This is a genomic window from Phyllobacterium sp. LjRoot231 (assembly GCF_964253365.1).
Classification (GTDB): domain Bacteria; phylum Pseudomonadota; class Alphaproteobacteria; order Rhizobiales; family Rhizobiaceae; genus Phyllobacterium.
In genome coordinates this window covers 15,159-41,430 of sequence record NZ_CAXUQT020000003.1, presented here as the reverse complement: position 1 = coordinate 41,430, position 26,272 = coordinate 15,159, and the positions used below count along the sequence as shown (strand labels likewise).

23 protein-coding genes are annotated in these 26,272 nt (G+C 59.1%); 7 read left to right on the top strand and 16 right to left on the bottom strand.

Annotated features, from left to right (window positions below; all coding sequences use genetic code 11):
- Positions 1-55 precede the first annotated feature (55 nt).
- The 4 genes from ACSQ3H_RS26135 to iolG are packed head-to-tail and all read right to left on the bottom strand — an operon-like array spanning position 56 to position 4,292.
- Complete coding sequence (locus ACSQ3H_RS26135) at positions 56-1,024, bottom strand: hydroxyacid dehydrogenase (RefSeq protein ID WP_436120041.1); 969 nt, start codon at positions 1,022-1,024, stop codon at positions 56-58.
- On the bottom strand, positions 1,024-1,833 hold the full coding sequence (locus tag ACSQ3H_RS26130; protein ID WP_436120040.1) for an HpcH/HpaI aldolase family protein: 810 nt from the start codon (positions 1,831-1,833) through the stop codon (positions 1,024-1,026). Before ACSQ3H_RS26130 ends, ACSQ3H_RS26135 begins: the two co-directional genes overlap by 1 nt.
- A gap of 11 nt (positions 1,834-1,844) precedes the next feature.
- Positions 1,845-3,281, bottom strand: coding sequence for an NAD-dependent succinate-semialdehyde dehydrogenase (locus tag ACSQ3H_RS26125; protein WP_436120039.1), 1,437 nt, complete (start codon positions 3,279-3,281; stop codon positions 1,845-1,847).
- A 3-nt stretch (positions 3,282-3,284) separates the two neighbouring features.
- Positions 3,285-4,292 carry an inositol 2-dehydrogenase gene (iolG, locus tag ACSQ3H_RS26120; RefSeq protein WP_436120038.1) on the bottom strand — a complete coding sequence of 336 codons (1,008 nt, stop codon included), beginning with the start codon at positions 4,290-4,292 and terminating at the stop codon, positions 3,285-3,287.
- 106 nt (positions 4,293-4,398) lie between these two features.
- Here iolG and iolD point away from each other — a divergent pair, with 106 nt between their 5' ends.
- From iolD to ACSQ3H_RS26090, 6 genes are all read left to right on the top strand, one after another.
- Entirely contained in the window at positions 4,399-6,249 is a 1,851-nt protein-coding gene (gene iolD / locus ACSQ3H_RS26115; RefSeq protein WP_436120037.1) for a 3D-(3,5/4)-trihydroxycyclohexane-1,2-dione acylhydrolase (decyclizing), read from the top strand.
- A gap of 1 nt (position 6,250) precedes the next feature.
- Complete coding sequence (locus ACSQ3H_RS26110; protein WP_436120036.1) at positions 6,251-7,069, top strand: SDR family oxidoreductase; 819 nt, start codon at positions 6,251-6,253, stop codon at positions 7,067-7,069.
- 10 nt (positions 7,070-7,079) lie between these two features.
- Positions 7,080-8,135, top strand: a complete 1,056-nt coding sequence (locus tag ACSQ3H_RS26105) for a sugar phosphate isomerase/epimerase family protein (protein ID WP_436120035.1) — start codon at positions 7,080-7,082, stop codon at positions 8,133-8,135.
- Between the two features lie 8 nt (positions 8,136-8,143).
- Positions 8,144-9,319 carry a Gfo/Idh/MocA family protein gene (locus ACSQ3H_RS26100; RefSeq protein ID WP_436120034.1) on the top strand — a complete coding sequence of 392 codons (1,176 nt, stop codon included), beginning with the start codon at positions 8,144-8,146 and terminating at the stop codon, positions 9,317-9,319.
- Between the two features lie 569 nt (positions 9,320-9,888).
- Complete coding sequence (locus ACSQ3H_RS26095; RefSeq protein WP_436120033.1) at positions 9,889-10,242, top strand: DUF2200 domain-containing protein; 354 nt, start codon at positions 9,889-9,891, stop codon at positions 10,240-10,242.
- Between the two features lie 427 nt (positions 10,243-10,669).
- Positions 10,670-11,647: a L,D-transpeptidase family protein gene (locus tag ACSQ3H_RS26090; protein ID WP_436120032.1), complete on the top strand. Its 978-nt coding sequence runs from the start codon at positions 10,670-10,672 to the stop codon at positions 11,645-11,647.
- Between the two features lie 153 nt (positions 11,648-11,800).
- Here ACSQ3H_RS26090 and cyoD read toward each other — a convergent pair whose 3' ends face one another.
- From cyoD to ACSQ3H_RS26035, 11 genes are all read right to left on the bottom strand, one after another.
- Positions 11,801-12,196 carry a cytochrome o ubiquinol oxidase subunit IV gene (gene cyoD / locus ACSQ3H_RS26085; RefSeq protein ID WP_436120031.1) on the bottom strand — a complete coding sequence of 132 codons (396 nt, stop codon included), beginning with the start codon at positions 12,194-12,196 and terminating at the stop codon, positions 11,801-11,803.
- Positions 12,193-12,819 (bottom strand): cytochrome o ubiquinol oxidase subunit III, encoded by a 627-nt coding sequence (gene cyoC / locus ACSQ3H_RS26080; protein WP_436120030.1) that lies wholly within the window; start codon positions 12,817-12,819, stop codon positions 12,193-12,195. Before cyoC ends, cyoD begins: the two co-directional genes overlap by 4 nt.
- Positions 12,816-14,801 carry a cytochrome o ubiquinol oxidase subunit I gene (cyoB, locus tag ACSQ3H_RS26075; protein ID WP_436120029.1) on the bottom strand — a complete coding sequence of 662 codons (1,986 nt, stop codon included), beginning with the start codon at positions 14,799-14,801 and terminating at the stop codon, positions 12,816-12,818. The genes cyoC and cyoB overlap by 4 nt, the downstream gene beginning before the upstream one ends.
- Complete coding sequence (gene cyoA / locus ACSQ3H_RS26070) at positions 14,798-15,718, bottom strand: ubiquinol oxidase subunit II (RefSeq protein ID WP_436120028.1); 921 nt, start codon at positions 15,716-15,718, stop codon at positions 14,798-14,800. The genes cyoB and cyoA overlap by 4 nt, the downstream gene beginning before the upstream one ends.
- A gap of 538 nt (positions 15,719-16,256) precedes the next feature.
- The gene (locus ACSQ3H_RS26065; protein WP_436120027.1) at positions 16,257-17,909 is read right to left on the bottom strand and encodes a fatty acid--CoA ligase; all 1,653 of its coding nucleotides are present in this window, start codon (positions 17,907-17,909) and stop codon (positions 16,257-16,259) included.
- 151 nt (positions 17,910-18,060) lie between these two features.
- A complete protein-coding gene (locus ACSQ3H_RS26060) occupies positions 18,061-18,999 on the bottom strand; it encodes a 3-hydroxyacyl-CoA dehydrogenase NAD-binding domain-containing protein (protein WP_436120026.1) in 939 nt (312 codons plus the stop codon).
- Between the two features lie 2 nt (positions 19,000-19,001).
- Complete coding sequence (locus ACSQ3H_RS26055) at positions 19,002-19,946, bottom strand: 3-hydroxyacyl-CoA dehydrogenase (protein WP_436120025.1); 945 nt, start codon at positions 19,944-19,946, stop codon at positions 19,002-19,004.
- Positions 19,947-20,016: 70 nt separating this feature from the next.
- Positions 20,017-20,802, bottom strand: a complete 786-nt coding sequence (locus tag ACSQ3H_RS26050) for an enoyl-CoA hydratase (RefSeq protein WP_436120024.1) — start codon at positions 20,800-20,802, stop codon at positions 20,017-20,019.
- Positions 20,803-20,871: 69 nt separating this feature from the next.
- Positions 20,872-22,098, bottom strand: a complete 1,227-nt coding sequence (locus ACSQ3H_RS26045) for a CaiB/BaiF CoA transferase family protein (RefSeq protein ID WP_436120023.1) — start codon at positions 22,096-22,098, stop codon at positions 20,872-20,874.
- A gap of 40 nt (positions 22,099-22,138) precedes the next feature.
- A complete protein-coding gene (locus tag ACSQ3H_RS26040; protein WP_436120022.1) occupies positions 22,139-22,942 on the bottom strand; it encodes an enoyl-CoA hydratase-related protein in 804 nt (267 codons plus the stop codon).
- Positions 22,943-23,010: 68 nt separating this feature from the next.
- Positions 23,011-24,225 carry an acyl-CoA dehydrogenase family protein gene (locus ACSQ3H_RS26035; protein ID WP_436120021.1) on the bottom strand — a complete coding sequence of 405 codons (1,215 nt, stop codon included), beginning with the start codon at positions 24,223-24,225 and terminating at the stop codon, positions 23,011-23,013.
- 140 nt (positions 24,226-24,365) lie between these two features.
- Between ACSQ3H_RS26035 and ACSQ3H_RS26030 the strand changes: the two genes are divergently transcribed.
- Positions 24,366-24,638 (top strand): hypothetical protein, encoded by a 273-nt coding sequence (locus ACSQ3H_RS26030; protein WP_436120020.1) that lies wholly within the window; start codon positions 24,366-24,368, stop codon positions 24,636-24,638.
- On the opposite strand, the gene ACSQ3H_RS26025 is transcribed toward ACSQ3H_RS26030, so the two are convergent.
- Positions 24,628-25,968, bottom strand: coding sequence for an NAD(P)/FAD-dependent oxidoreductase (locus ACSQ3H_RS26025; protein ID WP_436120019.1), 1,341 nt, complete (start codon positions 25,966-25,968; stop codon positions 24,628-24,630). The genes ACSQ3H_RS26030 and ACSQ3H_RS26025 overlap by 11 nt on opposite strands.
- Between the last annotated feature and the right edge of the window lie 304 nt (positions 25,969-26,272).

Here is a 26,272-nt window from a genome sequence, read left to right as displayed (position 1 = left end):
CAGGAGCCTCTGGCTGTCGCTTCACTCAGTTTGCGATTAAAATCGGCTTCAGAGCCTAGTTGGTTCGCAACTGATCAGCGTTCACGACCAGCCTCGGATCTATTTGTCCAGAAAAGAAATCCAGCACATTTTGGATCGACGCTACGGCCATTCGTTCACCACACTCACGCGTCAACCCCGCAATATGCGGCGACAGCACCACCTGGTCGAACACGAGAAGTCGGCAATCTTTGGAGGGCGGCTCGTCGTCAAAGACATCAAGCCCCGCTGCGCCCAAATGTCCGGATTGCAATGCTTCGATCAAGGCGGTCTCATCAACAACGCCTCCACGAGCCGTGTTGACGAGTATGGCACCAGGCTGCATCGCCGCAAATTCGTTCTTATCAATGATCGGCCGATCGGCCTTTGGAATGTTGACCGAAACGACGTTCGCCCACCGAAGCCCTTCCAGAAGATCACCCACCGGCAGGACCGGTCCTTCGGGCCAGCCTTGGGTCTGCAGAAAAGGATCAAAGGCCCTGATCTCCATGCCAAAGCCGGTGGCCATCCGCGAGAGATGACGCCCAATGCGACCAAATCCGACGATCAACAGGCGCTTTCCCGAAATCTCTTCCGCTTCCAGTCGATTACGCCACCCCCACTCTGACGGATTGCGCACAGCGTGATCGCCGCGAAGAACTCTTTTGGCCGCTGACAGGATCAGCATCATTGCATGCTCAGCCACCGACACCGAATTGACGTCGCCGACAACGGTGAGCGCGATGCCTCTTTCGTTGAGCGACGCCAGATGCACGGCATCATATCCAACGCCATGGCGGGAGACGATCTTCAAGCGATCCGCGCTCGCGACAGTCGATGCGGACAGGGGCTGCGTCCTCAGCACCAGAGCGTCAGCCCTGCCGATGAGCGGGCAATAGGACCGCTCCGATACTTCCTCGACATAGTCGAACGTCACCCCAGGGGCGCTGTTTAATAGCGCCATCCCTGACGGATGCAGCTTTCCAGCAACGAGAATATGCGGCATCAGTACGCCCCCTTTTCAGTTCGGCCGGCCGACTGTCCTACGAGGTCGCGAAACTTCGCGACACTTGTCGCCGCCGCTGCTGCGAGAAGCCGAGTATCACCTGATACGGTTGTCATATCGAAGCCCCATTGAACGGCGCGAGCGGCGTATTCCGGCATGCCGCAATGAAGGGCGGCGCGAATTCTGTTCTTTTTGCAGGCCGCGACGATACGCTGGAGAGCTTCGATCATCTCCGGCTCTTCGCGATCGAAAGCCGGCGTAAGCCGGCCATCCGTCAGACTGAAGGTCAGATCGGCTGGGCCAACGTAAATGCCGTCCAATCCTGGCGTTGCGGCAATCGCATCGAGGTTCTCCATCGCTTGTTTGGTCTCGACCATGGCAAAAGCAAGGACTTCTGCATTCGCCTCACCCGCATAATTCGGCCCAGCGGCGAAGCTAACCCGCGTCGGTCCAAAACTGCGTTGGCCGTGTGGCGGGTAGCGAAGATAGCTGATGAATTCGGCTGCCTGTGCGGCGGTATTTACCATCGGGCAAATCACACCATAGGCGCCCGCATCCAGCACTTTCATGATGATGCCCGGCTCCAGCCAGGGCACGCGCGCCATTGGCACGACGCCGGAGGCGCGCATGGCCTGAAACATCGGCAAAACCGAATTGTAATCCAGCGCGCCATGCTGGATGTCGATCGAGACGGAGTCATAGCCTTGAGCCGCCATAATCTCTGCGGTGAAGGCATTGCCGATTGACAGCCAACCATTGATCGACGGACGGCCTTCAGCCCAGATTTCTTTCAGCTTGTTTTTGATCATTTTCATTGCCCTCAAAACACAATTTGCGCGAGTTTGGTGTCGAGATAATCGCTGATACCTTCGGTCCCGCCCTCGCGGCCCATGCCGGAATGGTTGGTGCCGCCAAACGGCGCCTCGGACGCTGCCAGCGCAAAGCTGTTTATTCCGACCATCCCTGCCTTCAAGGTCGATACCGTCCGCCTTGCACGATCGGGCGAGCGGGTAAAAGCATAGGCCGAAAGCCCCATGTCGGAGGCATTGGCCCGCGAAAGCACTTCGTCTTCCTCGGTAAACCGTGTGACCGCGGCGATTGGGCCAAAATTTTCGTCGGCGAAGACCCTCATATCATCGGTGACGTTGGTCAGAACGGTTGGCTTGTAGAAATGACCGGCGTTGAATTCCGAAGCGCGTTCACCACCCGCTACCAATTCGGCTCCTGCCTTCACCGCGCCCGCGACGATCGACTCGATCTCTGAAAGGCGCCCGCTATTGATCAGGGGCCCCATCTGCACTGCGGGATCGAGGCCATCGCCGAGTTTGAGCGCATTTGTGCGTGTGACGAACCCATCAACGAAGGCGTCGTGCAAACGCTCGTGCACGAAGAAGCGATCTGGCGTCACGCAAACCTGGCCGGCATTTGCGAACTTCGTCGGCACGGACATATTCAGCGCAAGCTCAAGATCGGCGTCATCATAAATGATAAGCGGTGCGTTGCCGCCTAGCTCCATCGAGACTTTCTTCACGGTATCGGCGGCATCGCGGATCATTTGCTGGCCGACGCGCGTTGAGCCCGTCAAGGACACCTTGCGCACCGATTTGTCCGCCATTATCGGCGTATAGGTGGTTGCGGTCGGGCCAACGACCAGATTGACGACGCCATCAGGAAGGTTGCACGCTCGCATGCAATCGACCATGACCATGGCCACGCCCGGTGTCTGGCTGGAAGGCCGGATAATGACGGCGCAACCTGCCGCAAGCGCAGGCGCTGCCTTACGGGCGACGAGTGCCGCAGGGAAATTCCAGGCAGTAAAGGCCCCAACAATGCCGACAGGCTCACGCGTCACCTCGAAGCGGCCGCCTGGTACTCGCGATTCGATGATCCTGCCGTAGATGCGGCGTGCCTCTTCCGCGAACCACCGGAACTGATCTATGGACAATCCCCATTCGCGCTCCGACTGCGCAATCGGCTTGCCGGTCTCTGCGGAGATCATCGTTTTCGCTTCGTCGGTGCGTCGTAGCATCTCGTCGGCAATCCGGTGCAAAATGTCGGCGCGAGCGAAAGCGGTTGTCGCCCTCCACGCCGCAAAACCTCTGCCGGCTGCGGCCAAGGCTTCCTGCGTATCAGCGGCCGTTGCCACGGGAACGGCCCCCAGAGCACTTTGCGTTACAGGGCTCAGGACATCGACCATTGCTCCATCAGCGGCGCCGCGCCATTTACCATCGATATACAGTCCAAAATTCTGATACATGTTTCACCCAATCTCGCTGGTTTTTACTGTGCGGCCCTCGGCCGCCGACTTTATCGCGGCCTCTGCCAGGATCAGCGCCTGACGGCCGTCCTCAAACCCAACCTCTGGAGGCTCGCCGTTATCGATCGCATCGACGAAAGCGCCGATCTCGGCCATGAAAGCCGCGGCGTAACGGTCGATGAAGAAGTTCAGGAGCGGCGCGCCCTTGCCAGTGGAATCGGCACGGTGCAATGTCGTCATGTTGGGGCGGCAATTTTCGGAAATGACCATCCCCTTCGTCCCCAGAGCCTCAACGCGCTGGTCATAGCCGTAGACGGCCTGACGCGAATTATTGATGATGCACTGCTTGCCCGATGCCGTCTTCAGCACGACCGTCACCGTATCGTAATCGTTCAACCGCTGCATGAGAGCCGGATCGACAAGACCGCTACCAGTCGCCGAAACCTCGGTAACTTCCTCATCCAACATGAACCGCGCCATATCGAAGTCGTGGATTGTCATGTCGCGAAAGATACCGCCGGACGCTTCGGCATAGGCGACGGGCGGCATACCGGGATCCCGCGATGTTATAACGACCTGATGCAAGTCTCCTATCTCGCCTGCGCGGACAGCATCGCGAGCGGCCCTGTGACCAGGATCGAAGCGCCGGACAAAACCGAGCATGATCGGCACTTTGGTCGTGCCAATCGCTTCCGCACACCGCTGGACGCGAGCGAGACTCAGATCGATCGGCTTTTCGCATAGAATTGGTTTGCCAGCCGCGACGGCTTTCTCAATGAAATCGGCATGCGTCGGCGTAGAGGTTGCGATCAGTACCGCGTCGACATCCTTGCTGGAGAACACCGCTTCGGCGGAATCGAACACCGTCACGCCAAGTTTGCTGCCGACATCGTCCGCGGCGGATCGATTAACGTCAAAGACACCAGCAAGCGTTGCCCGCGGATGTGCGGCTATGTTTTCGGCGTGCATTCGGCCAATACGGCCGCAGCCGAGAACGGCGATTTTCAGCATAAGTGTCCTCCCAAATTAATTTATGCAATGATTGTTGCGGAACTCTTGATTTGTCAATTAATATTTCGTAGCATCCAGAGAACATGATCCATGGGAGGAGAACCGGATGTCCCGGAAGACCGTGCGCCTAACGATGGCGCAGGCGCTTGTGCGCTATTTGTGTAATCAATTCACGGAGATCGATGGCGAACGCCTCCCACTTTTTGCGGGCGTGTTCGGCATCTTCGGTCACGGCAACGTGACATGCTTGTCGGAAGCACTCGAGTCGGTGCAGGACCAATTGCCAACTTGGCGTGGTCAAAACGAGCAGTCGATGGCGCTCGCCGCGATCGCCTTTGCCAAAGCCAAACGCCGGCGCCAGCTGATGGTCGCGGCGACGTCAATTGGACCGGGCGCAGCCAACATGGTGACGGCAGCTGGTACCGCGCATGCAAACCGTCTGCCAGTGCTCCTGATTGCAGGAGATACCTTCGCCAGCCGCGTTCCCGATCCGGTCCTACAACAGGTCGAACACTTCAACGATCCAACCTTGACGGTCAATGACGTGTTCAAGCCGGTCAGCAGATATTGGGACCGTATCGTTTTGCCTGAACAAATCATCTCATCATTGCCACAGGCAATTGCGGCGATGCTTGATCCGGCAGATTGCGGCCCCGCCTTCATTGGTCTGGCTCAGGATACCCAGGAAGTCGCTTTCGATTATCCGGCCGCATTCTTTGACCCAACTATCTGGTCTATACCCCGCCCCCGCGCCGACAGAAAAAAACTGGCCGAAGCGGCGGCATTGCTCAAATCCGCCAAGAAGCCGCTTATCATTTCGGGAGGCGGTGTTCGCTATTCGCTGGCCGAGGAGAAAGTCGCGGAATTCGCCATCAATCGCGGTATCCCGATCGTCGAAACCATTGCCGGCAAAGGCGCATTGACTCACAGCCACCCTGCTCACGCCGGTCCGATCGGGATCGTTGGTTCGACGTCGGCGAACGCGCTCGCCAGCGAGGCGGACGTTATACTGGCAATCGGGACTCGCTTGCAGGATTTTACCACCGGTTCATGGACTGCGTTCCGCCAGGATGCAAAGTTCATTTCGATCAACGCCGCGCGCTTTGACGCTGTCAAGCATCGCGCCCTTGCCGTCGTCGGTGACGCGCTTGAAACGGTCATCGAGTTGGACGACGCGCTCGGTGATTGGAAGGCCGATCCGGCGCTGCTTCCAAAGGCTCAATCGCTATTTGCCGATTGGAACAAGCTCCTTGATCAGCATCAGGCTGTCACGAACGGACCGATCCCCACCTACGCGCAGGTGATCGGCATCGTGAACGAAACTTCAAAACCGAACGACACCCTGATTGCGGCTGCAGGCGGTACACCTGGCGAAGTCACAAAGGGTTGGCGCGTCAAGAATCCGAACACCTTCGACTGCGAGTTCGGCTTCAGTTGCATGGGGTACGAGATCGCCGCAGGGTGGGGTCATGCTATGGCCAAGGCCGGCAACGGCACACCGATCGTCATGATCGGGGACGGCACCTATATGATGATGAACTCCGACATCTATTCGACGATACTGACGGGCCACAAGATGATCGTCGTCGTTTGCGACAATGGCGGTTATGCGGTCATCAATCGTCTGCAGCAATTCAAAGGCGTGCCCGGCTTCAACAATCTCATCAAGGATTGCCGGGTGAAGGAACCGTTCGCCGTCGATTTTGTGAAGCACGCGGAATCCATGGGGGCCCTTGCACGCCGCTGCGAAAGCCTTGCCGATCTGAAGACGGCAATGGAATGGGCGCAGACGACGGACCGCACGACGATCGTCACGCTGGTCACTGACGCCTATGCCTGGATGCCGGGCGATGCCGACTGGGACGTCGGCGTTCCAGAGGTCTCAGAGCGTGAATCCGTTCAAAAGGCGCGTGCTGATCAGGAAGAAATCCGCAAGAAGCAGCGTGTAGGAGTGTAAGATGAATCGCATCGAGGGAAAGATCGCTGTTGTCACCGGGGGTACACAGGGGCTGGGTGCAGCGATTGCACGGCTTTTCGCCAAAGCGGGTGCAGCCGGCATTGTCACCTGCGGACGAAATGCCGAAAAAGGCAATGCCGTTGCTGTTTCGATTACGAGCGACACCGGGGTCCCGGTGACGTTTGTGCCCACGGATCTTGAAAGGGTCGAAGATTGCCGATCGGTCATCGCAAGGGCGGACGCAGAATTCGGCAGAATCGATATTCTGGTTAATGCCGCCGGCCTCACTGACCGTGGCAATCTCTTGAATTCGTCGCCAGATCTTTTTGACCGCATGTTCGCCGTCAATGTGCGCGCGCCATTCTTTCTCATGCAAGATGCGGCAAAACTCATGATCCGAGATGGCATCAGGGGCAGCATGATCAATATCGGCTCCACATCGGAGCATGCCGGACAGCCATTTCTCTCCCCCTACTCTGCATCAAAGGGTGCGCTGGCTACGCTCACCAGAAACTCCGGCTACGCCCTGATGCGCAACCAGATTCGGGTCAATCAGCTCGATATCGGCTGGATGGCCTCTGACGGAGAGGACCGCGTCCAGCGCGAATATCATGGTGCGGACCCGGATTGGTTGGCAAAGGCCGCAGCAGCACAACCCTTTGGCCGCATCCTGGCACCCGAGGAAGTCGCCCGGGCCGTCTTGTTCTTCGCATCCGACGATTCAGGGATGATGACGGGCTCTGTCGTGCACTTCGATCAATCGGTCTGGGGAGCCTATGACGGCGGTCCCCCTGCCCCGGCAGCAGCCTTATCCGAATAAGGGAGAAAGCATGAAAACGATAAAAGGACCCGGCATCTATCTGGCTCAATTCGCTGCCGATGAAGCCCCGTATAATTCGCTTTCCGGCCTTTCAGAATGGGTCGCTGGCAAGGGCTTCGCCGGCGTTCAAATACCGACGTGGGACAATCGCCTGATCGATATGAAGATGGCGGCCGAAAGCAAGACGTATTGCGATGATCTCAAGGGCGTGCTTGCGGAAAGCGGGCTTGAAGTGACGGAGCTCGGTTCGCACATTACCGGCCAGCTCGTCGCCGTCCACCCTGCCCATGACCGCATCATGGACAGCTTCGCCCCTGCGCACGTTCACAACAATCCGGCCGGCCGGCGGGCCTGGGCGGAGGAACAAATGCGCTTTGCCGCCCGCGCTTCCCGCAATCTCGGCATCGATCGCCATGTCAGCTTTACCGGATCACTGCTCTGGCCTTATCTTTATCCCTATCCGCAATGGCCGGAGGGCCTGGTCGACGAGGCATTCGACGAGTTGGCAAAGCGCTGGCTGCCAATCCTGAACGACTTCGATGAACAGGGTGCCGATCTGTGCTTCGAGATTCACCCCTGCGAGGACGTCCACGACGGCCTGACCTTCGAGATGTTCCTGGAGCGCCTCGGCAATCATCGCCGCTGCAACATTCTTTACGATCCGAGCCATTTCGTGCTGCAGGCGCTCGACTATCTGGAATTCATCGATCATTACCACGAGCGGATCAAGATGTTCCATGTCAAGGATGCCGAGTTCCGGCCGAACGGCAAGACAGGAGCTTATGGCGGCTTCCAGCCATGGTCGAAACGCGCGGGACGGTTCCGCTCACTCGGTGACGGTCAGGTGGATTTCGGCGCAATCTTCACCAAACTCGCGACCTATGACTTCGACGGCTGGGCGGTGCTGGAGTGGGAGTGCTTCATTAAACATTCGGAGGACGGGGCCGCCGAGGGCGCGAAGTTCATCCGTGAACATATCATCAGGGTCGCTGACCGCGCATTCGACGATTTCGTGAAATCCGGCGCCAACAGGGACGCCAACCGAGCGATGCTCGGATTGAATTGAGGATAAATATGCCAGCAAACTCTTCTTCGCAAAGACCGTTGCGCCTCGGAATGATGGGTGGGGGCAGTGGCGCCTACATCGGCAATATCCATCGCATCGCCGCTCGCCAGGACAGAGCCTGGAGCCTGGTTGCAGGTGCATTCGACGTTGATTCCGCCCGTGGTCATGCTTTTGCATTGAGTGAGGGCTTGGATCCCACACGCTCCTATGACGACTTCAAGGCCATGATCGCGGGCGAGAGCGTCCGCGAGGACCGTATTGATGCGGTCGCAATCTGCACGCCGAACTTCACGCATTTCCCAATCGCCAAGGCGTTTCTGGAAGCGGGCTTCGACATCATCTGCGAGAAACCTCTTACTGCGACTTTGGATGACGCAGTCATGCTCGAAAACCTGGTTCGCGATAGTGGCCGGTTTATGGGCGTTACATATACCTACTCGGGCTACCCGATGGTACATGAGGCCAGGCATATGGTTGCGGCTGGCCAACTAGGGAAGATCCGCACCGTTCAGGTGGAGTATCCGCTGGAATGGATGGCGACCGCCATTGAGACTGAGGGCAATGCGCAGGCCGCCTGGCGAACCGATCCCAAGAAAAACGGCCGCGGTGGCTCAATCGGCGATATCGGTACGCATGCCTATCATCTGGCCGGTTTCGTCTCAGGTCTCAAGCTTCAATCTCTGACTGCGGATCTCGCCACATTCGTGGAAGGCCGCGCCCTGGATGACAACGCTCATGTCATGCTGCGCTATGAAGGCGGCGCCCGCGGGCTACTTTGGTCTTCACAGGTTGCACTCGGATCTTCAAATGGTGTGCGCCTTCGGGTGTTTGGCGAAAAAGGCTCGCTGACTTGGTTTCAAGAACAACCGAATGAGCTCGTACACGCTCGGCTGAATGGGCGGACTGAAATCATCAAACGCGGCGCCCACGATCTCAGCGAAGGCGCCAAAGCGCGGACCCGTACGCCTCCCGGCCACCCAGAAGGCTATCTCGAAGCGTTCGCGAATCTGTATGCCGGCTTTGCGGAAGCAATTCGTGCCAAGCGTGAAGGACGCGAACCGACAGCGATTGGACGCGATATTCCGACGGCGCACGATGGGCTCAAGGGGGTCGCATTCGTGGATGCGGTTGTTGACAGCTCGGTAGCAACCGATCAGCCTTGGCTGATCCCAATTGCGGTATAAAAATTCAAGGCTTTAACGGGCCGCAGTCGCATTGCTGCGGTCTTTCTAGCCGAGCGAACTAACGTCTTTAAGAAAGACGTGTTCCACGCCGTAGAATTCGGCGAGCTTCGCGGCGTTTTTGGCCGAGCCGCTGACGATCGCCGTGATTGTCGAGCTTCCGGTCTAGGGCACACCGGGCATAAAGGCTTCCTGTGCAATCCAGCCCACCACGGCATACCGTATCGTCGTCAATTGGTCCTCCCGAATGGGACACTCCCGGCACTCGTCCTCAAACTGCCACGCCGTGGCCAGCGAAGCCTCCCTGAGGCCTGACGGCAGCGGTCGATTTGAGCCAGTCGCTGGATTGGTCTGTTGTCGCCTCCCAGGGGCAGGCGAGAGTGTCCTCTCGCCCGCCGCAGAGTTGCGTGCCTCACCTATTTTGCAATGCAGGTGCCGGCGGTTTCGGGGGTGCAGACGTCGAGACCGGTGTAGGTCGGATCGGCAGGCGCGGGCTTGCCGTCCTTCATGTCCTTCAGCGCCAGCATGGTCTTGTAGCCCAATTTAGCGCAGGATCTAGGAGTAGGAAGTATATGGCAAAACACAGGATCTATACGACCAGCTTCGCAAGCGTTTATCCTCATTACGTTGCGAAAGGGGAGAAAAAGGGACGCACAAAAGCGGAGGTTAATCAGATCATCTCTTGGTTGACAGGCTATGACGAGAAGCAGTTTCAAACTCAGCTTGAACAACAAACTGATTTTGAAAAATTCTTTACGGAGGCTCCTAACCTCAATCCTTCGAGAACCTTGATCAAGGGCGTGGTTTGCGGCGTTCGAGTGGAGGATATCGAGGAGCCCATTATGCGTGAAATCCGCTACTTGGATAAACTCATTGACGAGCTGGCTCGGGGAAAAGCCATTGATAGAATTCTGCGAGAGAATTGATTCCGAGCGATCAGCTTCCGTCCATGTGGCGTTCTCCGCTCGCGCATGCCGATGACGAAATGGCGGCACGAACCACCGAAGCCCTGAATGGGCACTGCGGTTCCAGAGGAGGCATTATGCGATTTTCGAAGCACGGACGTAACGATAGAGATTCATATTAACGATTTGTGCCCGTGAGAGATGCAAGAAGTCGATGACCTGAATGGGCACGGGATCGAACCGATCCGGATAGGGAAAACCAGAACAGATCTTGAAGCTCAGAGCTCGCGAACAAGATCTTGGTCCAATCCGCGGATCACCGCACCGACTAGCGGTCTCTCGAAATGCCGCAGTCAACGGCCTCACCGAAGAGCGTACTTGATCACACGTTCACACAGAAGAACCATTATTTTCGGAACATCTTCATCGCAACTCCATTTGAGCGGACATGAAAACATTTGTTGGAATGTCCGCGTTCTTTCTGATCGTTTCCGTCATCGTCGCTGAAGCCGCAGAGGTCAAACCCGACGCGATCAATTCTGCATCCCTGTCCACAATCCCAGCAGAACGCGCTTCCAAACCATCAGCGGATCCCGATCCTGCGATCGTCCGCCTTCAGGTTCTCCTCGACCGCGCGGGTACGTCGCCGGGCGTGATCGACGGCATTTATGGAAAGAACGTTACCAAGGCGGTGGTCAGTTTCGAAAAGATGACGGGGATGCCCCCGGACGGCACAATCGACCCCGATGTAATCAGCAAGCTGGAGACGGGTGGTCCGATTATCGGCACCTACACGGTCACGGCCGACGACGCGAAAGGCCTCGTGGACCATATTCCCGTAGACTACGGCGAAAAGGCGAAGATGCCCAGCTTGGGTTACACCAGCGTCGCCGAAAAGCTTTCAGAGCGTTTCCACATGCATATCGACCTGCTGACTGCGCTTAATCCAGGTTCGGATTTCGTCCCTGGGGAGACAGTCCAGGTAGCGATGCCGGGTCCCCCGCGTCAAGGAAAGGTGGCCCGCATCGAAGCCGACAAGACGGCGGGGCAGGTCACGGCTTACGATAATCGTGATGTCATACTAGCGGCGTATCCCGCGACAGTTGGCAGCGAGGACAATCCTTCTCCGGGGGGTACGCACAAGGTGAAGGGCGTCGCGCGGATGCCCGTCTTTAGGTACAATCCAAAGGTCAACTTTAAGCAAGGGAAGAACGACAAGGTCCTCACCATCCCCAAGGGCCCCAATGGGCCGGTCGGAAGCGTCTGGATCGATCTAACCGAGCCAACCTACGGCATTCATGGAACGCCTGATCCCGAGCTTATCAACAAAGTCGGGTCGCATGGCTGCGTTCGTCTGACGAACTGGGACGCCGAGGAGCTAGCTGGAATGGTGAAGCCGGGCGTCGTTGTCCGGTTCATCAACTAAAGGTAATCCGCCGCCGTGTTCCGATCGAGTTCCACACAAGCCATTATGCGATCTTTGTTTGTAGCAGGGTGGGTTCTATTTCGAAGTGCGACTTTGTAGCGAAAACAGTGCTCCTCGACGCTCTTGCCTTCGCCTTTTTCCGCGCATTCGGGGTCAGTACTTCATTTGCATGTCCATCATCTCGGCCGGCGGCATCATGCTGCCGTTCAAGTTGGCCATGATCACCAGGGAACCGGCCATCACCAGCAGGACGATCAGCACACCAAAGGCAAGCGCCAGAACATTGTTGGTGTTATCCGGGCCGGTTGTGATGTGCAGGAAGAACACGACGTGGACCCCCATCTGAGCGATGGCGAGAACGGCAAGGCCAAGCGGGATACCCGGCGCCCAGAGCAGCGACGTGTTGGCGACCCAGAACGAGGCCGCTGTGAGGACCACCGCAAGTAGCAGGCCAATGCTGTAGATGAGCACGCCGGAGGATGTCGCTTCTTCCTTGTCGGCCAGTATCGACCGGTCGCCCGGGGCGCGATCGTAACGTTCTGTTGTCATGAGGTGACTCCCATCAGATAGACGACTGTGAACAGCCCGACCCAGATGATGTCGAGCGCGTGCCAGAACAGCGAAAAGCATTGCAACCGACGCAGCACCGGCGCGCGAAAGCCCTTCGACGCGACCTGCGCCATCATCACCACGAGCCAGATTAGCCCTGCGGCAACGTGCAGCCCGTGGCAGCCGACAAGTGTGAAGAAGGCCGAGAGAAATGCGCTGCGTTGCGGGCTCGCGCCTTGTGCGATCATGTCGGCGAATTCGCGGATCTCGAGAGTGAGGAACGCGGCTCCGAGCGCGAATGTGAGCAAAGCACCGAGATATATGCCGATGCGGCGGCGCGAATTGACCGCCAATGTCATCAGCCCGCACGTGTAGCTCGAGGCGAGAAGACAGGCGGTTTCGATGGCAACCCTGCCCTGGTTGAACAGCTCGGCGCCGGTCGGTCCGCCCGCGGTGGCATGCCGCAGGACGGCGTAGGCGGCAAACAACGCCGAGAACATCACGATGTCGCTCAGCAGGAAGATCCAGAAGCCGTAGGCAACGACGATCCGCTTCGGCGCTGGACCCGCTTCGCTTGCGCTCGGCGGCGCTTCGCCAGCGTCAATGGCAACGGTGACATTCATATCGCGACCTCCGCCTCGTGAACCCGATCGAATTGGGCAACCTGCGCTGCCGGCACCTCGATCTCGTCCTCATCGCGAAAGGCGAAGATGAGTATCGCCAGGAACGTGCCTAGAAGACCCAGCCCGGCCATCCACCAGATGTGCCAGATCAGTGCAAAACCAGCGACGACCGCGAAGAAGGCATTGACGACCCCGACTGCGGAGTTCCTCGGCATTTCGATCGGTTCGTACTGATGTTGTGGCACCGGTTGATCTTGCTGTACGCTGGCGCGTTGCTTCCCAACCCAGTACGTGTCCCGTTCGGCGACATGTGGCAGGACTGCAAAGTTCCAGGCAGGCGGCGGCGACGCCGTGGACCATTCCAGCGTACGGCCGTTCCACGGATCGCCGCTCACGCGAAGCAGATCGCGGTCGCGGATCGAGACGACCAGCTGCACGATCTGGCAGACAACCCCGGCCAGAATGATGACGGCACCGATCGCCGCCACGACCAGCCATGGCTGCCAGGCCGGATTGTCGTAGTGCTGCATGCGCCGGGTCATGCCCATCAGGCCCAGCACGTAGAGCGGCATGAAGGCGACGTAGAAGCCGATCAGCCAGCACCAGAACGATGCCCTGCCCCAGCGCTCGTCGAGCTTGAAGCCGAACGCCTTGGGAAACCAGTAATTGTAGCCCGCCATCGCACCGAACACGACGCCGCCGATGATGACGTTATGGAAATGGGCGACCAGGAAGAGGCTGTTGTGCAGCTGGAAATCGGCGGGAGGCACAGCCATCAACACGCCCGTCATGCCGCCGATGACGAAGGTCACCATGAATCCCAGCGACCAGAGGACGGGAACTGTGAAGCGAACGCGGCCGCCATACATCGTGAACAGCCAGTTGAAGACTTTGACGCCTGTTGGCACCGCGATGATCATGGTCATGACGCCGAAGAAGCCGTTAACGTCGGCGCTGGCGCCCATGGTGAAAAAGTGGTGCAGCCAAACGAGGAAGGAGAGGACGCAAATCGCCATCGTCGCGGCCACCATGGAGCGATAGCCGAACAGCGGCTTGCCCGAGAAGGTCGCGACGACCTCCGAAAAAACGCCGAACGCCGGAAGGATCAGGATGTAGACCTCCGGGTGACCCCAGACCCAGAACAGGTTGACATACATCATCGCGTTGCCCTGCCCGTCGACCGTGAAGAAATGGAAGCCGAGATAGCGGTCGAGCAGCATCATCGCCAAGGTGGCGGTCAGAACCGGAAAGGCCGCGACGATGAGCAGGTTGGCCGCGAGCGAGGTCCAGCAGAAGACGGGCATGCGCATGTAGCCCATTCCCGGTGCGCGCAGCTTCAGGATTGTGGTGACGAAATTGATTCCTGTCAGCAGCGTGCCGACGCCGGAGATCTGCAGTGACCACAGATAGTAGTCGACACCGACGCCGGGCGAGAATTGCAGCTCGCTGAGCGGCGGATAGGCGATCCACCCTGTCTTGGCGAACTCGCCGATAACGAGGGAGACGTTGATCAGCAGGACGCCTGAGGCCGTCAGCCAGAAGCTCACCGAATTCAGCGTCGGGAAGGCGACATCGCGGACGCCAAGCTGCAGCGGCAGGACGAAGTTCATCAGGCCGATGACCAATGGCATCGCCACGAAGAAGATCATGATGGTGCCGTGTGCCGAGAAGATCTGATCGAAATGCTCCGGCGGCAGGTACCCTTGGGCACCGCCGGCGGCGACCGCCTGTTGCGCCCGCATCATGATCGCATCGGCAAATCCGCGCAGCAGCATGACCAGCGCCAGCAGGAAGTACATGACGCCGACCCGCTTGTGGTCGACGGACGTGATCCACTCGCGCCACAGATAGGGAACATATCCTTTCAGCGTGACCCACGACAGGATGGCGACTATCGCCAGGACCATGAAGGCCCCTGTCCCCATGATGATCGGCTGGTCGAACGGGATTGAACTCCAGCTGAGCTTGCCAAGAAGATTCATTTTTCTGTCCTCTGTGACGCCAGATCCGCGAGCCGGGATGTATCGTTCGGTTGCGTTGCGGAGATCAGGATGTTGTTGAACTGGTCGGGGGCGACCTCGCGGTAAGTGAAAGGCGCGACCGCTTCGCTAGGCCTGGCCAGGTCGGCATAGGCTTGCGCGTCGAGCAGCGGACCGGCTCGGCGCGTTGCAATTACCCACTGCGCAAAGCCTTCCGCCGGTACTGCATTAACGGCGAAGCGCATATCGGCAAAACCGTCGCCGCTGAAGTTGGCCGAGAGGCCCCGGTAGGCTCCGGGACGATCGGCCTGCAGTTGAAGGCGCGTCACCATTCCCGCCATGGTGTAGATCTGGCTGCCGAGTTGCGGCACGAAGAAGCTGTTCATCACGCCCGAGGAGGTCAGCTCGAAGTTGACCGGAGTGCCGACGGGGACGGTCAATTGATTGACACTTGCGATTCCCTGGTCGGGGTAGATGAACAGCCATTTCCAGTCGAGCGAGACCACCTGAACCCTGACAGGGTTGACCGCAGAGGCAATTGGCTTGCGCGGGTCGAGGTCATGCGCGCCGACCCAGGCAACGCCACCCACCAGGAGGACCGTCATGGCTGGGATCGACCAGACGAGCATTTCGAGACGGCCCGAATACTCGAAATCGGGCATGTAGCGAGCGCGCAAGTTCGACGAACGAAACCAATAGGCGACGCCGAGCGTGGCGAGGATCGTCGGGATCACGATCGCGAGCATGATGCCAAGCGAATTGAACAGAATCTGCCGCTCGGCGGAGGCGATGGGGCCTTGCGGGCTGAGCACACCTTCCGAACAGCCCGTGAGTGTCACGGCGGCGATCGAGCTAGTAGCGAGCAGCTTAAGCCGCATATCAAACCTCATCTGGTCAGCAATGGTCTTGACGCTCATCATGCTGCTCCGAATCCTTTCGAATAGAGGCCCGTGCCGTATGCTCATCGTGTCGGACGTCCATTCTCCGACGTTGCATGTTCAAGGGGAAACACGCTTGTACGGCGCTGCTGAACTGGGGCCGATCGTGCTCAAAGAATGGGTAAACGCCGAGGTCGACATCGACCTGCAACATCCAGCGTTGCCCGGATGGAAAGCTCCTGCCAGTCGGCGCGTGTCAGGGAGTGTTTCGAATTTTCCGCGCAAGAACGAGATCAGGGTTCCAAATCCTTCCGAGAAACGGCTGTAAATGGGCTTGATACGTCAAGGGTGCTGGCGGATGCGACGAGTTGGTCATCGCTCTTGAAAGGCAACGAGCGTTTAACGCCCAGCCGCTCGGAGCAGTCAAATTGCATAACTCGAGCAATCTGCGCAGGACGTTGTCTCACATTGCGGCTCAATTCCTTGACCGAGCGCGAACCCCACCTTCGAACCTCCGACGGCGAGATCGGCGTCGCGACCACCTTCGGTCGAGAACGCCGGTCGGCAAATGCAGAGTGCGCTAGAGTTTGCCGTATTTCTCTCTGAGCTCATTCTTGTTGAACTTCCCGACGCTTGTCTTAGGGAGCGCTTTGACAAACAGAATCGTGTTGGGGATTCCGTACTTCGAAATCACCCCGGCATCGGCGAAGGACTTCAGATGCGACTTTATCTGCGTGTCGCTGAGATCGCCGCCCGTCGCGGCATCCCTGACGACGAGCGCCAGTGGGCGCTCGCCCCATTTGTCGTCCTTGACGCCGATGACAGCGGCCTCCAACACACCCTCGCACTGCGAAATGAGATCCTCGATCTGGAGCGATGACACCCACTCGCCACCGGTCTTGATGACGTCCTTGATTCGGTCGACGATACGAAGATAGCCGCTCGGCTCAATGACGCCGATGTCACTCGTGTGTAAGTAACCGCCAGCCCACAACTGCTCGGATGCTTCGGGGTTGTCGACATATCCCTGGGTGAGCCACGGCGCGCGCACGACAACTTCGCCAGGAGTTTTTCCGTCATGAGGTACTTCGTTCAAGTCCTTGTCGACCAAACGGATATCGACCAGCGGTGCGGACATGCCGGCTTTGGTTCGGATATCGACCTCTTTTTCAAGGTCACCAGTAAGGTCCGCGGATTTCACCTGCGCCAAACAAAGCAGCGGAGCGCTCTCCGACATCCCGTAGCCGGCATAAACATCGACGCCCAGCGCGAGCGCCTGTCTGGCGAGCGCCCTCGGTAGTTCCGAACCTCCTACTACTATCTTCAAGCCGGCGAGATCGGTATTCGCCGCCGTGGCCGCGCCAAGCAGCATTTGCAGGATCGTCGGGACACCGTGCGTAAATGTTACACGTTCCGTTTTGATCAGCTTTACGAGCAAAGCGGGGTCGTAGCGACCCGGATACACTTGCTTGACGCCAGAAAGCGTCGCCGTCCACGGAAATCCCCAAGCGTGCACGTGAAACATCGGGGTAATCGGCATATAGACGTCGTCGCGGCAAAACCGGCCCTGTTTCGCGGCGGTACCGAAGAAAGCCATTTCGGCGAGTGAATGGAGAACCAGTTGTCGATGGCTGAAGTAGACACCCTTCGGCGAACCCGTCGTCCCGGTCGTATAAAAGGTGGTGGCGAGGGTGTTCTCATCGAAGTCCGGAAAGCTGTAGTCGGGCGAAGCGCCGAGTAGGAGGTCCTCATAATCGCCGGCGAATGTAAGCCCGCCGGTTTGGGGCACCGCCCGATCCGACATCAGGATCAGCGTCTTCACCTTAGGCAGTTGCTGCTTGATGCCTTCCAGAACTGGGACGAAGTCGTCGTTGACGAGAAGGACCGACGTGCCCGCGTGATTGATCGTGTAGGCGATCTGTTCCGGCGACAGACGGACATTTACCGTCTGCAAGACAGCCCCCATCATTGGAACGGCAAAGTAGGCCTCCAGGAATCGATTGCTGTCCCAATCCAGCACGCCGACTGTGTCGCCGGCGACAATACCGAGCCTCGCGAGGCTGGATGCAAGCCGTCCAATGCGCTCACGCAACTGCCGGTAAGTGAAGCGCCTCATGTCACGATATACGATCTCCTGATCGGGCGCTTGCTGAAGGGGGGTATGCCACAGCTGCTTTATGAGCAGTGGATACTGATATGCATTCTCAGTGACTTGTATGAGCCTTCCAGTCATGGCGGCGTCCTCAAATATGTCGCGCGTCAGCGCTCGATGGCGAGCACGCCGGCCAAGTGGCGTTTGATAACGGCGAGTCTCCTCCTGTCAGGCTTTCACTTTGACGCGCCTTTAAGCGTCGCGATCGCTTTTTCTGGCCTGCACAGCTTCTTCAGCCGCCTTGGCGCAATTCCAGAAGCCCAAGCAGCACCTCGTCCCGCTCTGCCGCCAAGTCGTCGATCGACCGCGAGCCCACCTCGGCATGAACGCCTTCGATCAGCTTTTGCTGGAGCTCCGGGGTCAGTTGCGGTGAACCCAGGACCTTCCACCACGCCGTCATGGGACCGGTAAATTGCTCCAGGAAATGCTCCATGCCGCCTTGGCCACCACCGAGATGGTTGAGGAGGACCTGGCCCATGATGCCCCACCGGAGTCCGGGGCCCCAGCAGAGCGCAGTGTCGACGTCAGCGACGCTGACAACGCCCTCGCCCACCAGATGATACACCTCCCGGGCCAGGGCAGCTTGCAGCCGGTTGGCAACATGTCCCGGCACCTCCTTGTGAAGGCGGACAGTTCGCTTGCCCAGAGCCGTATAAAATTCAGAAGCACGCCGGATCGTCTCCTCGGACGTCTTCGCTCCGCCGACGATCTCGACAAGCGGGATCAAGTGTGGCGGATTGAACGGATGCGCAATGACGCAGCGCTCCGGATGAAACGGGCAACCGGACTGGATCTCGCTCATCGTCAGGCCGGACGAGCTCGATGCGATGATCGCATCGGACGGCAGCAGCTCGTCGAGCTGACCGTAGAGCTTCTTCTTGAAATCGATCCGCTCGGGTCCGTTCTCCTGAACAAGATCGGCACCCTTCACGGCCTCTGCCAAGTCCGCCGTAAAGACCAGCCGAAGTGGAGAGGCGCCGGGAGTGAGGCCCAGTCTTTCGAGCGCGGGCCACGCGTCGTCAACGAAGCGTCTCAACGAACCTTCGGCGTTCGGCGCGATATCTGTCGCCACGACATCTAGGCCCTTTGCCAGGAAGAGTGCCGCCCAGCTCGCGCCGATGACACCCGTGCCGATAATGGTGACTTGAGAGATCTGTTTGTTCGCAGCCATGGTCAATTCTCCTTTGAAGTGATTTCGGCGTATGCGACGCCAGACAGATTGCCTTGGGCAAAGAGAAGCGCGCGCTTCTCGGAGCCATCGAGCTTTGCGGAATAGACCGAGCCGCCGAGGTCGGTGACGAACATCCGATTGCCGGGAACATCGAGCGCGATGCCGATGCCTTCCATCAGATCGCTGGCGATGATTTCAGGCGCGCGTCCATTTTTGGCCGGCGCATCGATTGAGGCACGATTGACCGTATTGCCGAGCGGCGGGTTGCCGCGATCCGTCCAGTAGAGGACGCGGCTTTCAAGGTCGAGCTCGAGGTCGATCGGTTCAGGCAGGTCATCGAACCATAGTTCGATGTCTGTTCGACCGGCCGCGTCCTCGCCTTTTGGGATGTCTATGCCAGCGCGGAAGATGCGGCCGAGGCCGGAATTATCAGCACCCTTCTGTGTCCAGTAAATTTGCTCGCGCTTTGGATCGACCGTGATGCCGACGCACCACCTCGTCGCGTCGCGACTATCGTCTTCGCCCTCGCCCGTCTTGACCAGCGTCTCGACGTTTGTGCCGTCGAGATTTGCACGCATCACCCGCATGCCCTCGCGGTCACACCAGTAGAGCTTGCCGCTCCGCTTTTCGAGGTGAAGCTGCTTTGGCGTGTGTGTGACGCCCTGCGGAACGATGACCTTTCGGTTGCTTCCATCGAGATCGGCACGCTCTATCGAACCGTCGTTGAGGTTGGGAATCCCCATGTTTGTCCAGTAGATGTGACCGGCTTCGACATCGACCACGATGCCGTCAGGCAGATGACACTCGGTGACGATGACCTTCCGGTTGGAGCCCTCCGGACTCATCGAGTGGATACGGTCACCACTCAGTTCGAGAACGAACAGTCGGCCAACCGCGTCCTTGCGGCCCGATGTTGGTTTCGACTTCGTCGCGAAAGCGTCAGTCATGGTTCTTTCCTTTCACAGTTCAGGCCTCAATGCCGAAGCATCTCTGGATGTTCGTTCGACGGCGGCAGCTTTACGTGGCCGCCACATGTTTCCTAGTTTTGGTGAAGTCAGGTGCACGCTTTTCTAGGAAGGCCGTCAGCGCCTCTTTCGCCTCTTCCGAACGAACTTGCACGCTGAATGCTTCGTTCTCAGCCCTCATTGCCGCCTTGACCTGTTCGCGAAAGGAGCGCTTCAGAAGCCGTTTGGAGGCTTGCAGCGCACCAGCCGGCTTCGCTGCCAGATTTCGCGCTGTCTCGGTCGCCACCTGCAGGAGGCTGAGATATGGCACGACCTCCGTGACCAATCCCAATTCTGCAGCGCGCTTGGCATCGAACGGCGATCCCAGGAGGATCAGCTCAGCCGCGCGAATGTGCCCGATTGCAAGCGGTAGAAGGCAAGACGATCCAAATTCCGGCACCACGGCGAGGTTAATGAAGGGCATCTGGAATCTGGTGTTCTCCGCCGCATAGACGAAATCGCAATGCAACAGCATTGTGGTTCCGCCTCCGATCGCCGCCCCGTGGACGGCTGCAATCAGCGGCTTGTCGAAATCAACCAGCGTATTCATGAGCCGGGCCTGCGGAGATTCTCCCGGACCGGGCGGATTCTTCAGAAAGTCCTTCACATCGTTGCCGGCGCTGAAAGCATCTCCTGCGCCGTGCCAAAGCACGACACGTATGCGCTCGTCCTTGGCCGCGTCATTGAAGACATCCGCGAGCTTCGTGTACATGCTCGAAGTCATCGCGTTAAGCTTTTCTGGTCGGTTCAATTCAACGCGAAGTACACCTTCGGAGCGTTCAATCACTATGTCATCCATCGTCTTCAATCTCCGTCTGCCCAATAATTGCTAGGCTCGGCAGGGTTCGAGTGGCTGCGGTACCGCGCTCTAGGCGGCGCGTCCTGGTGCTTTCGGAACGGCGCCGCTGGTGCGCAGACTGTCTATCTCGTTGGTGTTGAAGCCGAGTTGTTTGAGGATTTCCTCGCTGTGTTCACCGAGTTCCGGAGCCCGTGTGGCCGGGACCTTGGCTATGCCATGCACCTGGAGAGGGCTGCTGATCGTGAACTTGAGGTTCTCACCAGCGCCATCGAGTGGAACGACGATGTCGTTCGCCCTGAGCTGCGGGTCCTTGATCACTTCGCTGGGTGCAAGCACCACGCCAAAGGTAAGATGGGCCTGCTCGAAGACCTCACGCCAATGCGCCATCGGCTGCGAGGCAAAGGTCTGATCCAGGATCGCAGTCAGCTGCGCTGAATTCGCGGCCTGCTTTGCAGGGTCGGCAAACCGGGCATCCGTCAAGAGATCCGGGCGGCCTATTCCATTGGCCAGGGCCGGCCATTTGTCGGGCGTCAGTACGATCACAAACCATGTGTCATCGGCCGCCCGATAGACATTGAAGGTCGCGTTCGGCGGGTTCGCCCGATCATGCAACGGGAAGAACGTGGCATCGCTAAGTGCTGCCTGAGCCGAGACAGCAGAGGCCCAGACGCCGGCAGCGAGCAACGAGGTCGTGACGTACGAACCCTTTCCCGTGCGTTCGCGCCGGTAGAGTGCGGTCACAATTGCCGAATAGAGGCTGACCGCCGTCGCATGGTCGCCGCTGCCCGAGACCGGGAGTGTCGGTGGGGCACCCGCATCTCGTGTCAGGGACAGCAGGCCGCTTCGCGCCCAATAGGCCGTGATGTCGAATCCCGGAAGCTGCGCATCAGGCCCGTTGTCGCCATAGCCGGTCACGTCCGCATAGATCAGGCGCGGATTCCACGGTGCGACGTCCTCATAGCCGAGCTTGAGTTTTTCGCGAGCGGGGTGCGGCGTATTGACGATCAGAACGTCGGCCCACTCAACCAGTCGCCGCAGAACTTCCCTCGCTTCGGGCGATTTCAGATCGAGCGCCAGTCCGCGCTTGTTCCGATTGTTGAGATGCCAGGGATAGTTGTCCTTTGCGCGTGGCTGCGGCGGGATCTTGTACCCAATCCGCCAGGTGTCGCCGGTCGGTGGTTCGACCTTGATCACGTCGGCGCCGAAGTCGGACAGGATCACCGCTGCACCCGGACCCGCGATGAAGCTCGCCAAGTCCACCACCTTCAGTCCGGAGAAAATGTTGTCGTTTGCCATGGATTGTCCTTTCTGAATTGCCGTGTGCGTCGGGTTTTCTTCACCGTCCGCGAAATTGTGGCGTGCGCTTTTCGAGGAAGGCGGTCGTACCCTCCTTCTTGTCCTCGGTTGCGGCACAAAGCCCGAAATAGGAGGCCTCGAGCAGCAGGCCTTCGCTCTGGCTCGTCTCCATCCCCTTGTTTGCCGCCTCAAGCGCGAACTTGATGGCAATGGGAGCGTTGGAGGCGATTTTCGTAAGGATTGCCTCGGCGCGCTGGATCAGCTCGGCGGCCGGAACGATCTCGTTGACCAGCCCGATCCGATACGCCTCCTGCGCTGTGATCATCTCCCCGGAGAGGATGAGCTGAAGGGCGCGGCCCTTCCCAACGAGCCGCGGCAGTCGCTGCGTTCCGCCGCCACCGGGCACTAACCCAAGTGCGACTTCTGGCTGGCCGAACTTCGCCGCTTCCACCGCGATCCTGATAGTGCAGGCCATCGCTGTCTCACAGCCGCCGCCGAGCGCGAAGCCGTTCACAGCTGCAATCACCGGCTTGCCGAGATTCTCGATGACATCGAGCACCTCCTGTCCAAAGCGACTGGACTGTTCAGCCTCGACCGCTGATACCTGCGCGAGCTCGCTGATGTCGGCGCCCGCAATGAAAGCCTTATCGCCGGCACCCGTCAGAATGACACCTCGTACCGCGGCATCGCCCCGGGCATCCTCGAAGGCCTTTCTCAAGTCCGACCACGTCGGCGTATTGAGCGCGTTGAGGACCTTTGGGCGATTTACGGTGACGTAGGCAATGCTGCCCTTCTTCTCGTAGAGGACGTTTGCGAGCGTCAGGCCCGCGCTTTCCGAAGCCATAATGATGAATCTCCTGTTTTAGGAAGGGGGCGAGTCAGGTGGGGAGGGACCCCCTGGCTCGCCATTGCTCACACGAATGCACCAAGCCCGGTGATGGCTTTACCCACGATCAGATTCTGCATCTGATAGGTGCCTTCGTATGAGTAGAGTGCTTCGGCGTCCGCGAAGAACCGCGCGACATTGTAGTCGGCGACGATGCCGTTGCCGCCCAGCAGCTCGCGGCCCCATGCAACGGTCTCGCGTGACTTTGCCGTGCAGAACGCTTTGGCCAGTGACGCGTGGTGGTCGGCAAGCTTGCCTTCGTCATCCATCTGCGCCAGGCGGACCATCATGCACTGGCACGCGGTCACGTTGGCGAGCATCTTGGCGAGGAGATCCTGCACCATCTGGAATGAAGCGATCGGCTTGCCGAACTGCAGACGTTCCTGCGTGTATTTCAGTGTTGCCTCGAACGCGCCCATCTGGATGCCGGTCGAGGCCCAGCCCACCATGTACCGCGTCATCCGCAGCACCCGCGCGGTATCGCGGAACGAGTTGCCGCCCTGCAGGCGGTTCGCTTCCGGCACGCGGACATCCTTCAGCGTGATCTGGCCGTTCTGGACCACTTTGAGCGCGATCTTGTGCTCGATCTTTTCGACGCTGAATCCTGGCGTCGTCTTGTTCTCGACGATGAAGCCCTTCACCTGATTGTCGGCGAGGTCGCGCGCCCAGATGATCGAAACGTCGCACCACGTCGCATTGCCGATCCAGCGCTTCTGCCCGTTAAGCACCCACGTGTCGCCCTCGCGCTTGGCAGTTGTCGTCATCCCTCCGCTCGTGCCCGAACCGACCAGTGGCTCGGTAAGGCCGAAGCAGCCGATCTTTTCCCAGCGCGCCATCGGTGGCAGCCACTTTTGCTTCTGCTCCTCCGAGCCGTCGAGATAGATCGAGCCCATGGCGAGGCCGCTGTGCACGCCGAAGAAGGTACAGAACGAAGCGTCGACGCGTGCCAGCTCCATGGCGACGAAGCCGAACAGCTTCTGGCTTCCGCCGGCGCAGCCGTAGCCCTCGTACCCGAGGCCGCCAATTCCGAGCTCCTTGAACGAAGGCAGCAGCTCGAAAGGAAACGCGTCGTCGGACCAGTATTTGTTGATAATCGGCTGGACCTTGGTCTCCATGTAGGTCCGCACTTTCTTGACCACCGCCAATTCGTCGGGGGTCAGGACGTCGACAAGCTGGTAGAAGTCGCTGTTCGGCGCCGGCAAGGGCTTCACCTTCTTGTCTTCGTTGGTTGCGATTGCCATCCTCGTTCTCCTGCTCGATTGTCCCGATCTCTCGGAATGAAGTGTGAGTGGAATATGGCTTCAGCCGGCGCTTTCTTCTTGGAGAACTCTGCGGTGGGTAGGAAGTCCGTGCCCCCATCTTACGCGGTGACCCCATCACATTGAGCACCGTTTTGGCCGCGTTCGCGGACACCCGTCAGGTTCTCCTGTGTCGTGTGTTTGAGGATGTCGTGCGGCTGATCGATCAGGCCATTCGTCAGGTCGTCTGCGGCTCGTCCGAGCGTCGTTCGATCAAAACTATCTGGTCACTGCCCGGCTCGGGCGAGATGGGTGATGGTGCGGCAGCGTTGCAGTCACCTCAGCGCCTCGTCGAAGAAATCACCGCGCGTGACGAGGAGGTTTTCCTTTTGCGCGCCAAGCTGGTCATGACGTAAGCGTCTGCTTTGTCGCTTGTGAAGCATTTGTGGGTGGCGGCGCTTCAGAAATCAGCCGCGAGCTGCGCTGACCGGTCAGATACGACCACAGCCATTGCGATTGAACCCTCCAACGGTTCTGAAGTTGGGGTAGAGCCAACAGGTGAACGAAAGCCCATATGAACCAAGTGAGCAAGCCCCCCGTTTTGAGATGACCGGCCTCCAGGATGGCGAAGTTCTTGCCGACGACCGCCATATTGCCCTTGTCCCGGTACCGGAACGCGCGCTTTGGTTCGCGCCCCCTGATTTGATCGGAGATCAGACGCCCCACATAGCGCCCTTGCTGGATGGCCGCCTGCGCAACGCCGGGTACGGGTCGCCCGTCCTGCTGGACGGACGCCGCGTCGCCGACCACGAATATGTTTGGTTCACCCGGCAAATTGAGGAAGGGCTCAACCAATGCCCTGCCCGCCCGGTCCGTTTTGACACCGAGCAGCTGGACGATCGGCGATGCGGCGACGCCTGCCGTCCACAACACGGTCGCGCTTGGGATCCTTGTGCCTCCTGCGATCACACCTTGTGCGTCAACACGCTCGACCTTGACGCCTGTCAGAACCTTTACGCCCAGCTTCGCGAGACGCTTGGCCGCCTTCCTTGACAGCGAAGGAGCGAAGCTCGGAAGAACCCGGTCGCCTCCTTCGAGCAAGGTGATCGTGCTGGTAGCAGGATCGATCTGCCTGAAATTCCCACGCAGTGTGACCGTGACCAGTTGAGCGATCGAGGCCGCGAGTTCGACACCGGTCGGTCCGGCACCGACGAGCACAAAATTCATCTGGCGGGCGCGCTCATTCTCATCATCGGTCGCCTCGGCCATTTCGAACGCGCTCAGGATCTTCGTTCGGATCGCCTCGGCGTCGGCGAGATTCTTGAGCCCCGGTGCAAAGGCTGCGAATTCGTCGTGGCCGAAATAGCTCGGACGCGTGCCTGTAGCGACCACGAGGAAATCGAACTGCACCTTGCGGGTGCCGATCCCGGGACAGACGGTATCAATCGTGCGATGGGCCGAATCTACGTCGACGACGTCACCGAGTATCACATTCAAATTGGCTTGCTTCGCTTCTAGCTGCCGGATCGGCGCCGCGATCTCGGACGGTGCAAGCACTGCGGTCGCCACCTGATAGAGCAGCGGCTGGAAGATATGATGATTGCGGCGATCGATCAGAACAACCTCCGCATCGGATCTCTTAAGGGCCCGTGCGGCCGCAACTCCCGCGAAGCCCGCACCTATGATCACGACGCGCGGCCTTGCGCCTGGGGCGCGAATCTCGAAGGGATCAGTCTCAGCCAACATCGCTCATCACCTCATGACTAGCTGGGGGTTGTGCAACTGGCCGATCTGACGACCATGCAATGCGATACCTTCCCTATGCACATCTCTCTTGTACCGGTCTGCCGCGAGCGGAACGTGCTTGCGGCATTCGGACGGTGCCGGGCTTAACGGATGCTTGGAGATCCCTGGACGTAGATCAAAGTGCGTGCCCGAGGAGTAGCGCCCCGATAGCCGAAGCGCAGCGCTGGCCAGACGGGTGTGAGCGCGTCGCCAGGAGAGGCTACCGCTGTTCTTCACGTAATCTCCGCGGCACTTGGCGCGACTG

Coding starts and splice junctions, on each gene's coding strand:
- ACSQ3H_RS26035 (WP_436120021.1), bottom strand. CDS start 24,225: ATGGCAATCGCAACCAACGAAGACAAGAAGGTGAAGCCCTTGCCGGCG.
- ACSQ3H_RS26045 (WP_436120023.1), bottom strand. CDS start 22,098: ATGGCAAACGACAACATTTTCTCCGGACTGAAGGTGGTGGACTTGGCG.
- iolG (WP_436120038.1), bottom strand. CDS start 4,292: ATGCTGAAAATCGCCGTTCTCGGCTGCGGCCGTATTGGCCGAATGCAC.
- ACSQ3H_RS26110 (WP_436120036.1), top strand. CDS start 6,251: ATGAATCGCATCGAGGGAAAGATCGCTGTTGTCACCGGGGGTACACAG.
- ACSQ3H_RS26135 (WP_436120041.1), bottom strand. CDS start 1,024: ATGCCGCATATTCTCGTTGCTGGAAAGCTGCATCCGTCAGGGATGGCG.
- ACSQ3H_RS26060 (WP_436120026.1), bottom strand. CDS start 18,999: ATGGCTGCGAACAAACAGATCTCTCAAGTCACCATTATCGGCACGGGT.
- ACSQ3H_RS26090 (WP_436120032.1), top strand. CDS start 10,670: ATGAAAACATTTGTTGGAATGTCCGCGTTCTTTCTGATCGTTTCCGTC.
- ACSQ3H_RS26130 (WP_436120040.1), bottom strand. CDS start 1,833: ATGATCAAAAACAAGCTGAAAGAAATCTGGGCTGAAGGCCGTCCGTCG.
- cyoA (WP_436120028.1), bottom strand. CDS start 15,718: ATGATGAGCGTCAAGACCATTGCTGACCAGATGAGGTTTGATATGCGG.
- ACSQ3H_RS26065 (WP_436120027.1), bottom strand. CDS start 17,909: ATGACTGGAAGGCTCATACAAGTCACTGAGAATGCATATCAGTATCCA.
- ACSQ3H_RS26050 (WP_436120024.1), bottom strand. CDS start 20,802: ATGGATGACATAGTGATTGAACGCTCCGAAGGTGTACTTCGCGTTGAA.
- cyoD (WP_436120031.1), bottom strand. CDS start 12,196: ATGACAACAGAACGTTACGATCGCGCCCCGGGCGACCGGTCGATACTG.
- ACSQ3H_RS26025 (WP_436120019.1), bottom strand. CDS start 25,968: ATGTTGGCTGAGACTGATCCCTTCGAGATTCGCGCCCCAGGCGCAAGG.
- ACSQ3H_RS26105 (WP_436120035.1), top strand. CDS start 7,080: ATGAAAACGATAAAAGGACCCGGCATCTATCTGGCTCAATTCGCTGCC.
- ACSQ3H_RS26040 (WP_436120022.1), bottom strand. CDS start 22,942: ATGGCTTCGGAAAGCGCGGGCCTGACGCTCGCAAACGTCCTCTACGAG.
- cyoB (WP_436120029.1), bottom strand. CDS start 14,801: ATGAATCTTCTTGGCAAGCTCAGCTGGAGTTCAATCCCGTTCGACCAG.
- ACSQ3H_RS26125 (WP_436120039.1), bottom strand. CDS start 3,281: ATGTATCAGAATTTTGGACTGTATATCGATGGTAAATGGCGCGGCGCC.
- ACSQ3H_RS26095 (WP_436120033.1), top strand. CDS start 9,889: ATGGCAAAACACAGGATCTATACGACCAGCTTCGCAAGCGTTTATCCT.
- cyoC (WP_436120030.1), bottom strand. CDS start 12,819: ATGAATGTCACCGTTGCCATTGACGCTGGCGAAGCGCCGCCGAGCGCA.
- iolD (WP_436120037.1), top strand. CDS start 4,399: ATGTCCCGGAAGACCGTGCGCCTAACGATGGCGCAGGCGCTTGTGCGC.
- ACSQ3H_RS26100 (WP_436120034.1), top strand. CDS start 8,144: ATGCCAGCAAACTCTTCTTCGCAAAGACCGTTGCGCCTCGGAATGATG.
- ACSQ3H_RS26055 (WP_436120025.1), bottom strand. CDS start 19,946: ATGACTGACGCTTTCGCGACGAAGTCGAAACCAACATCGGGCCGCAAG.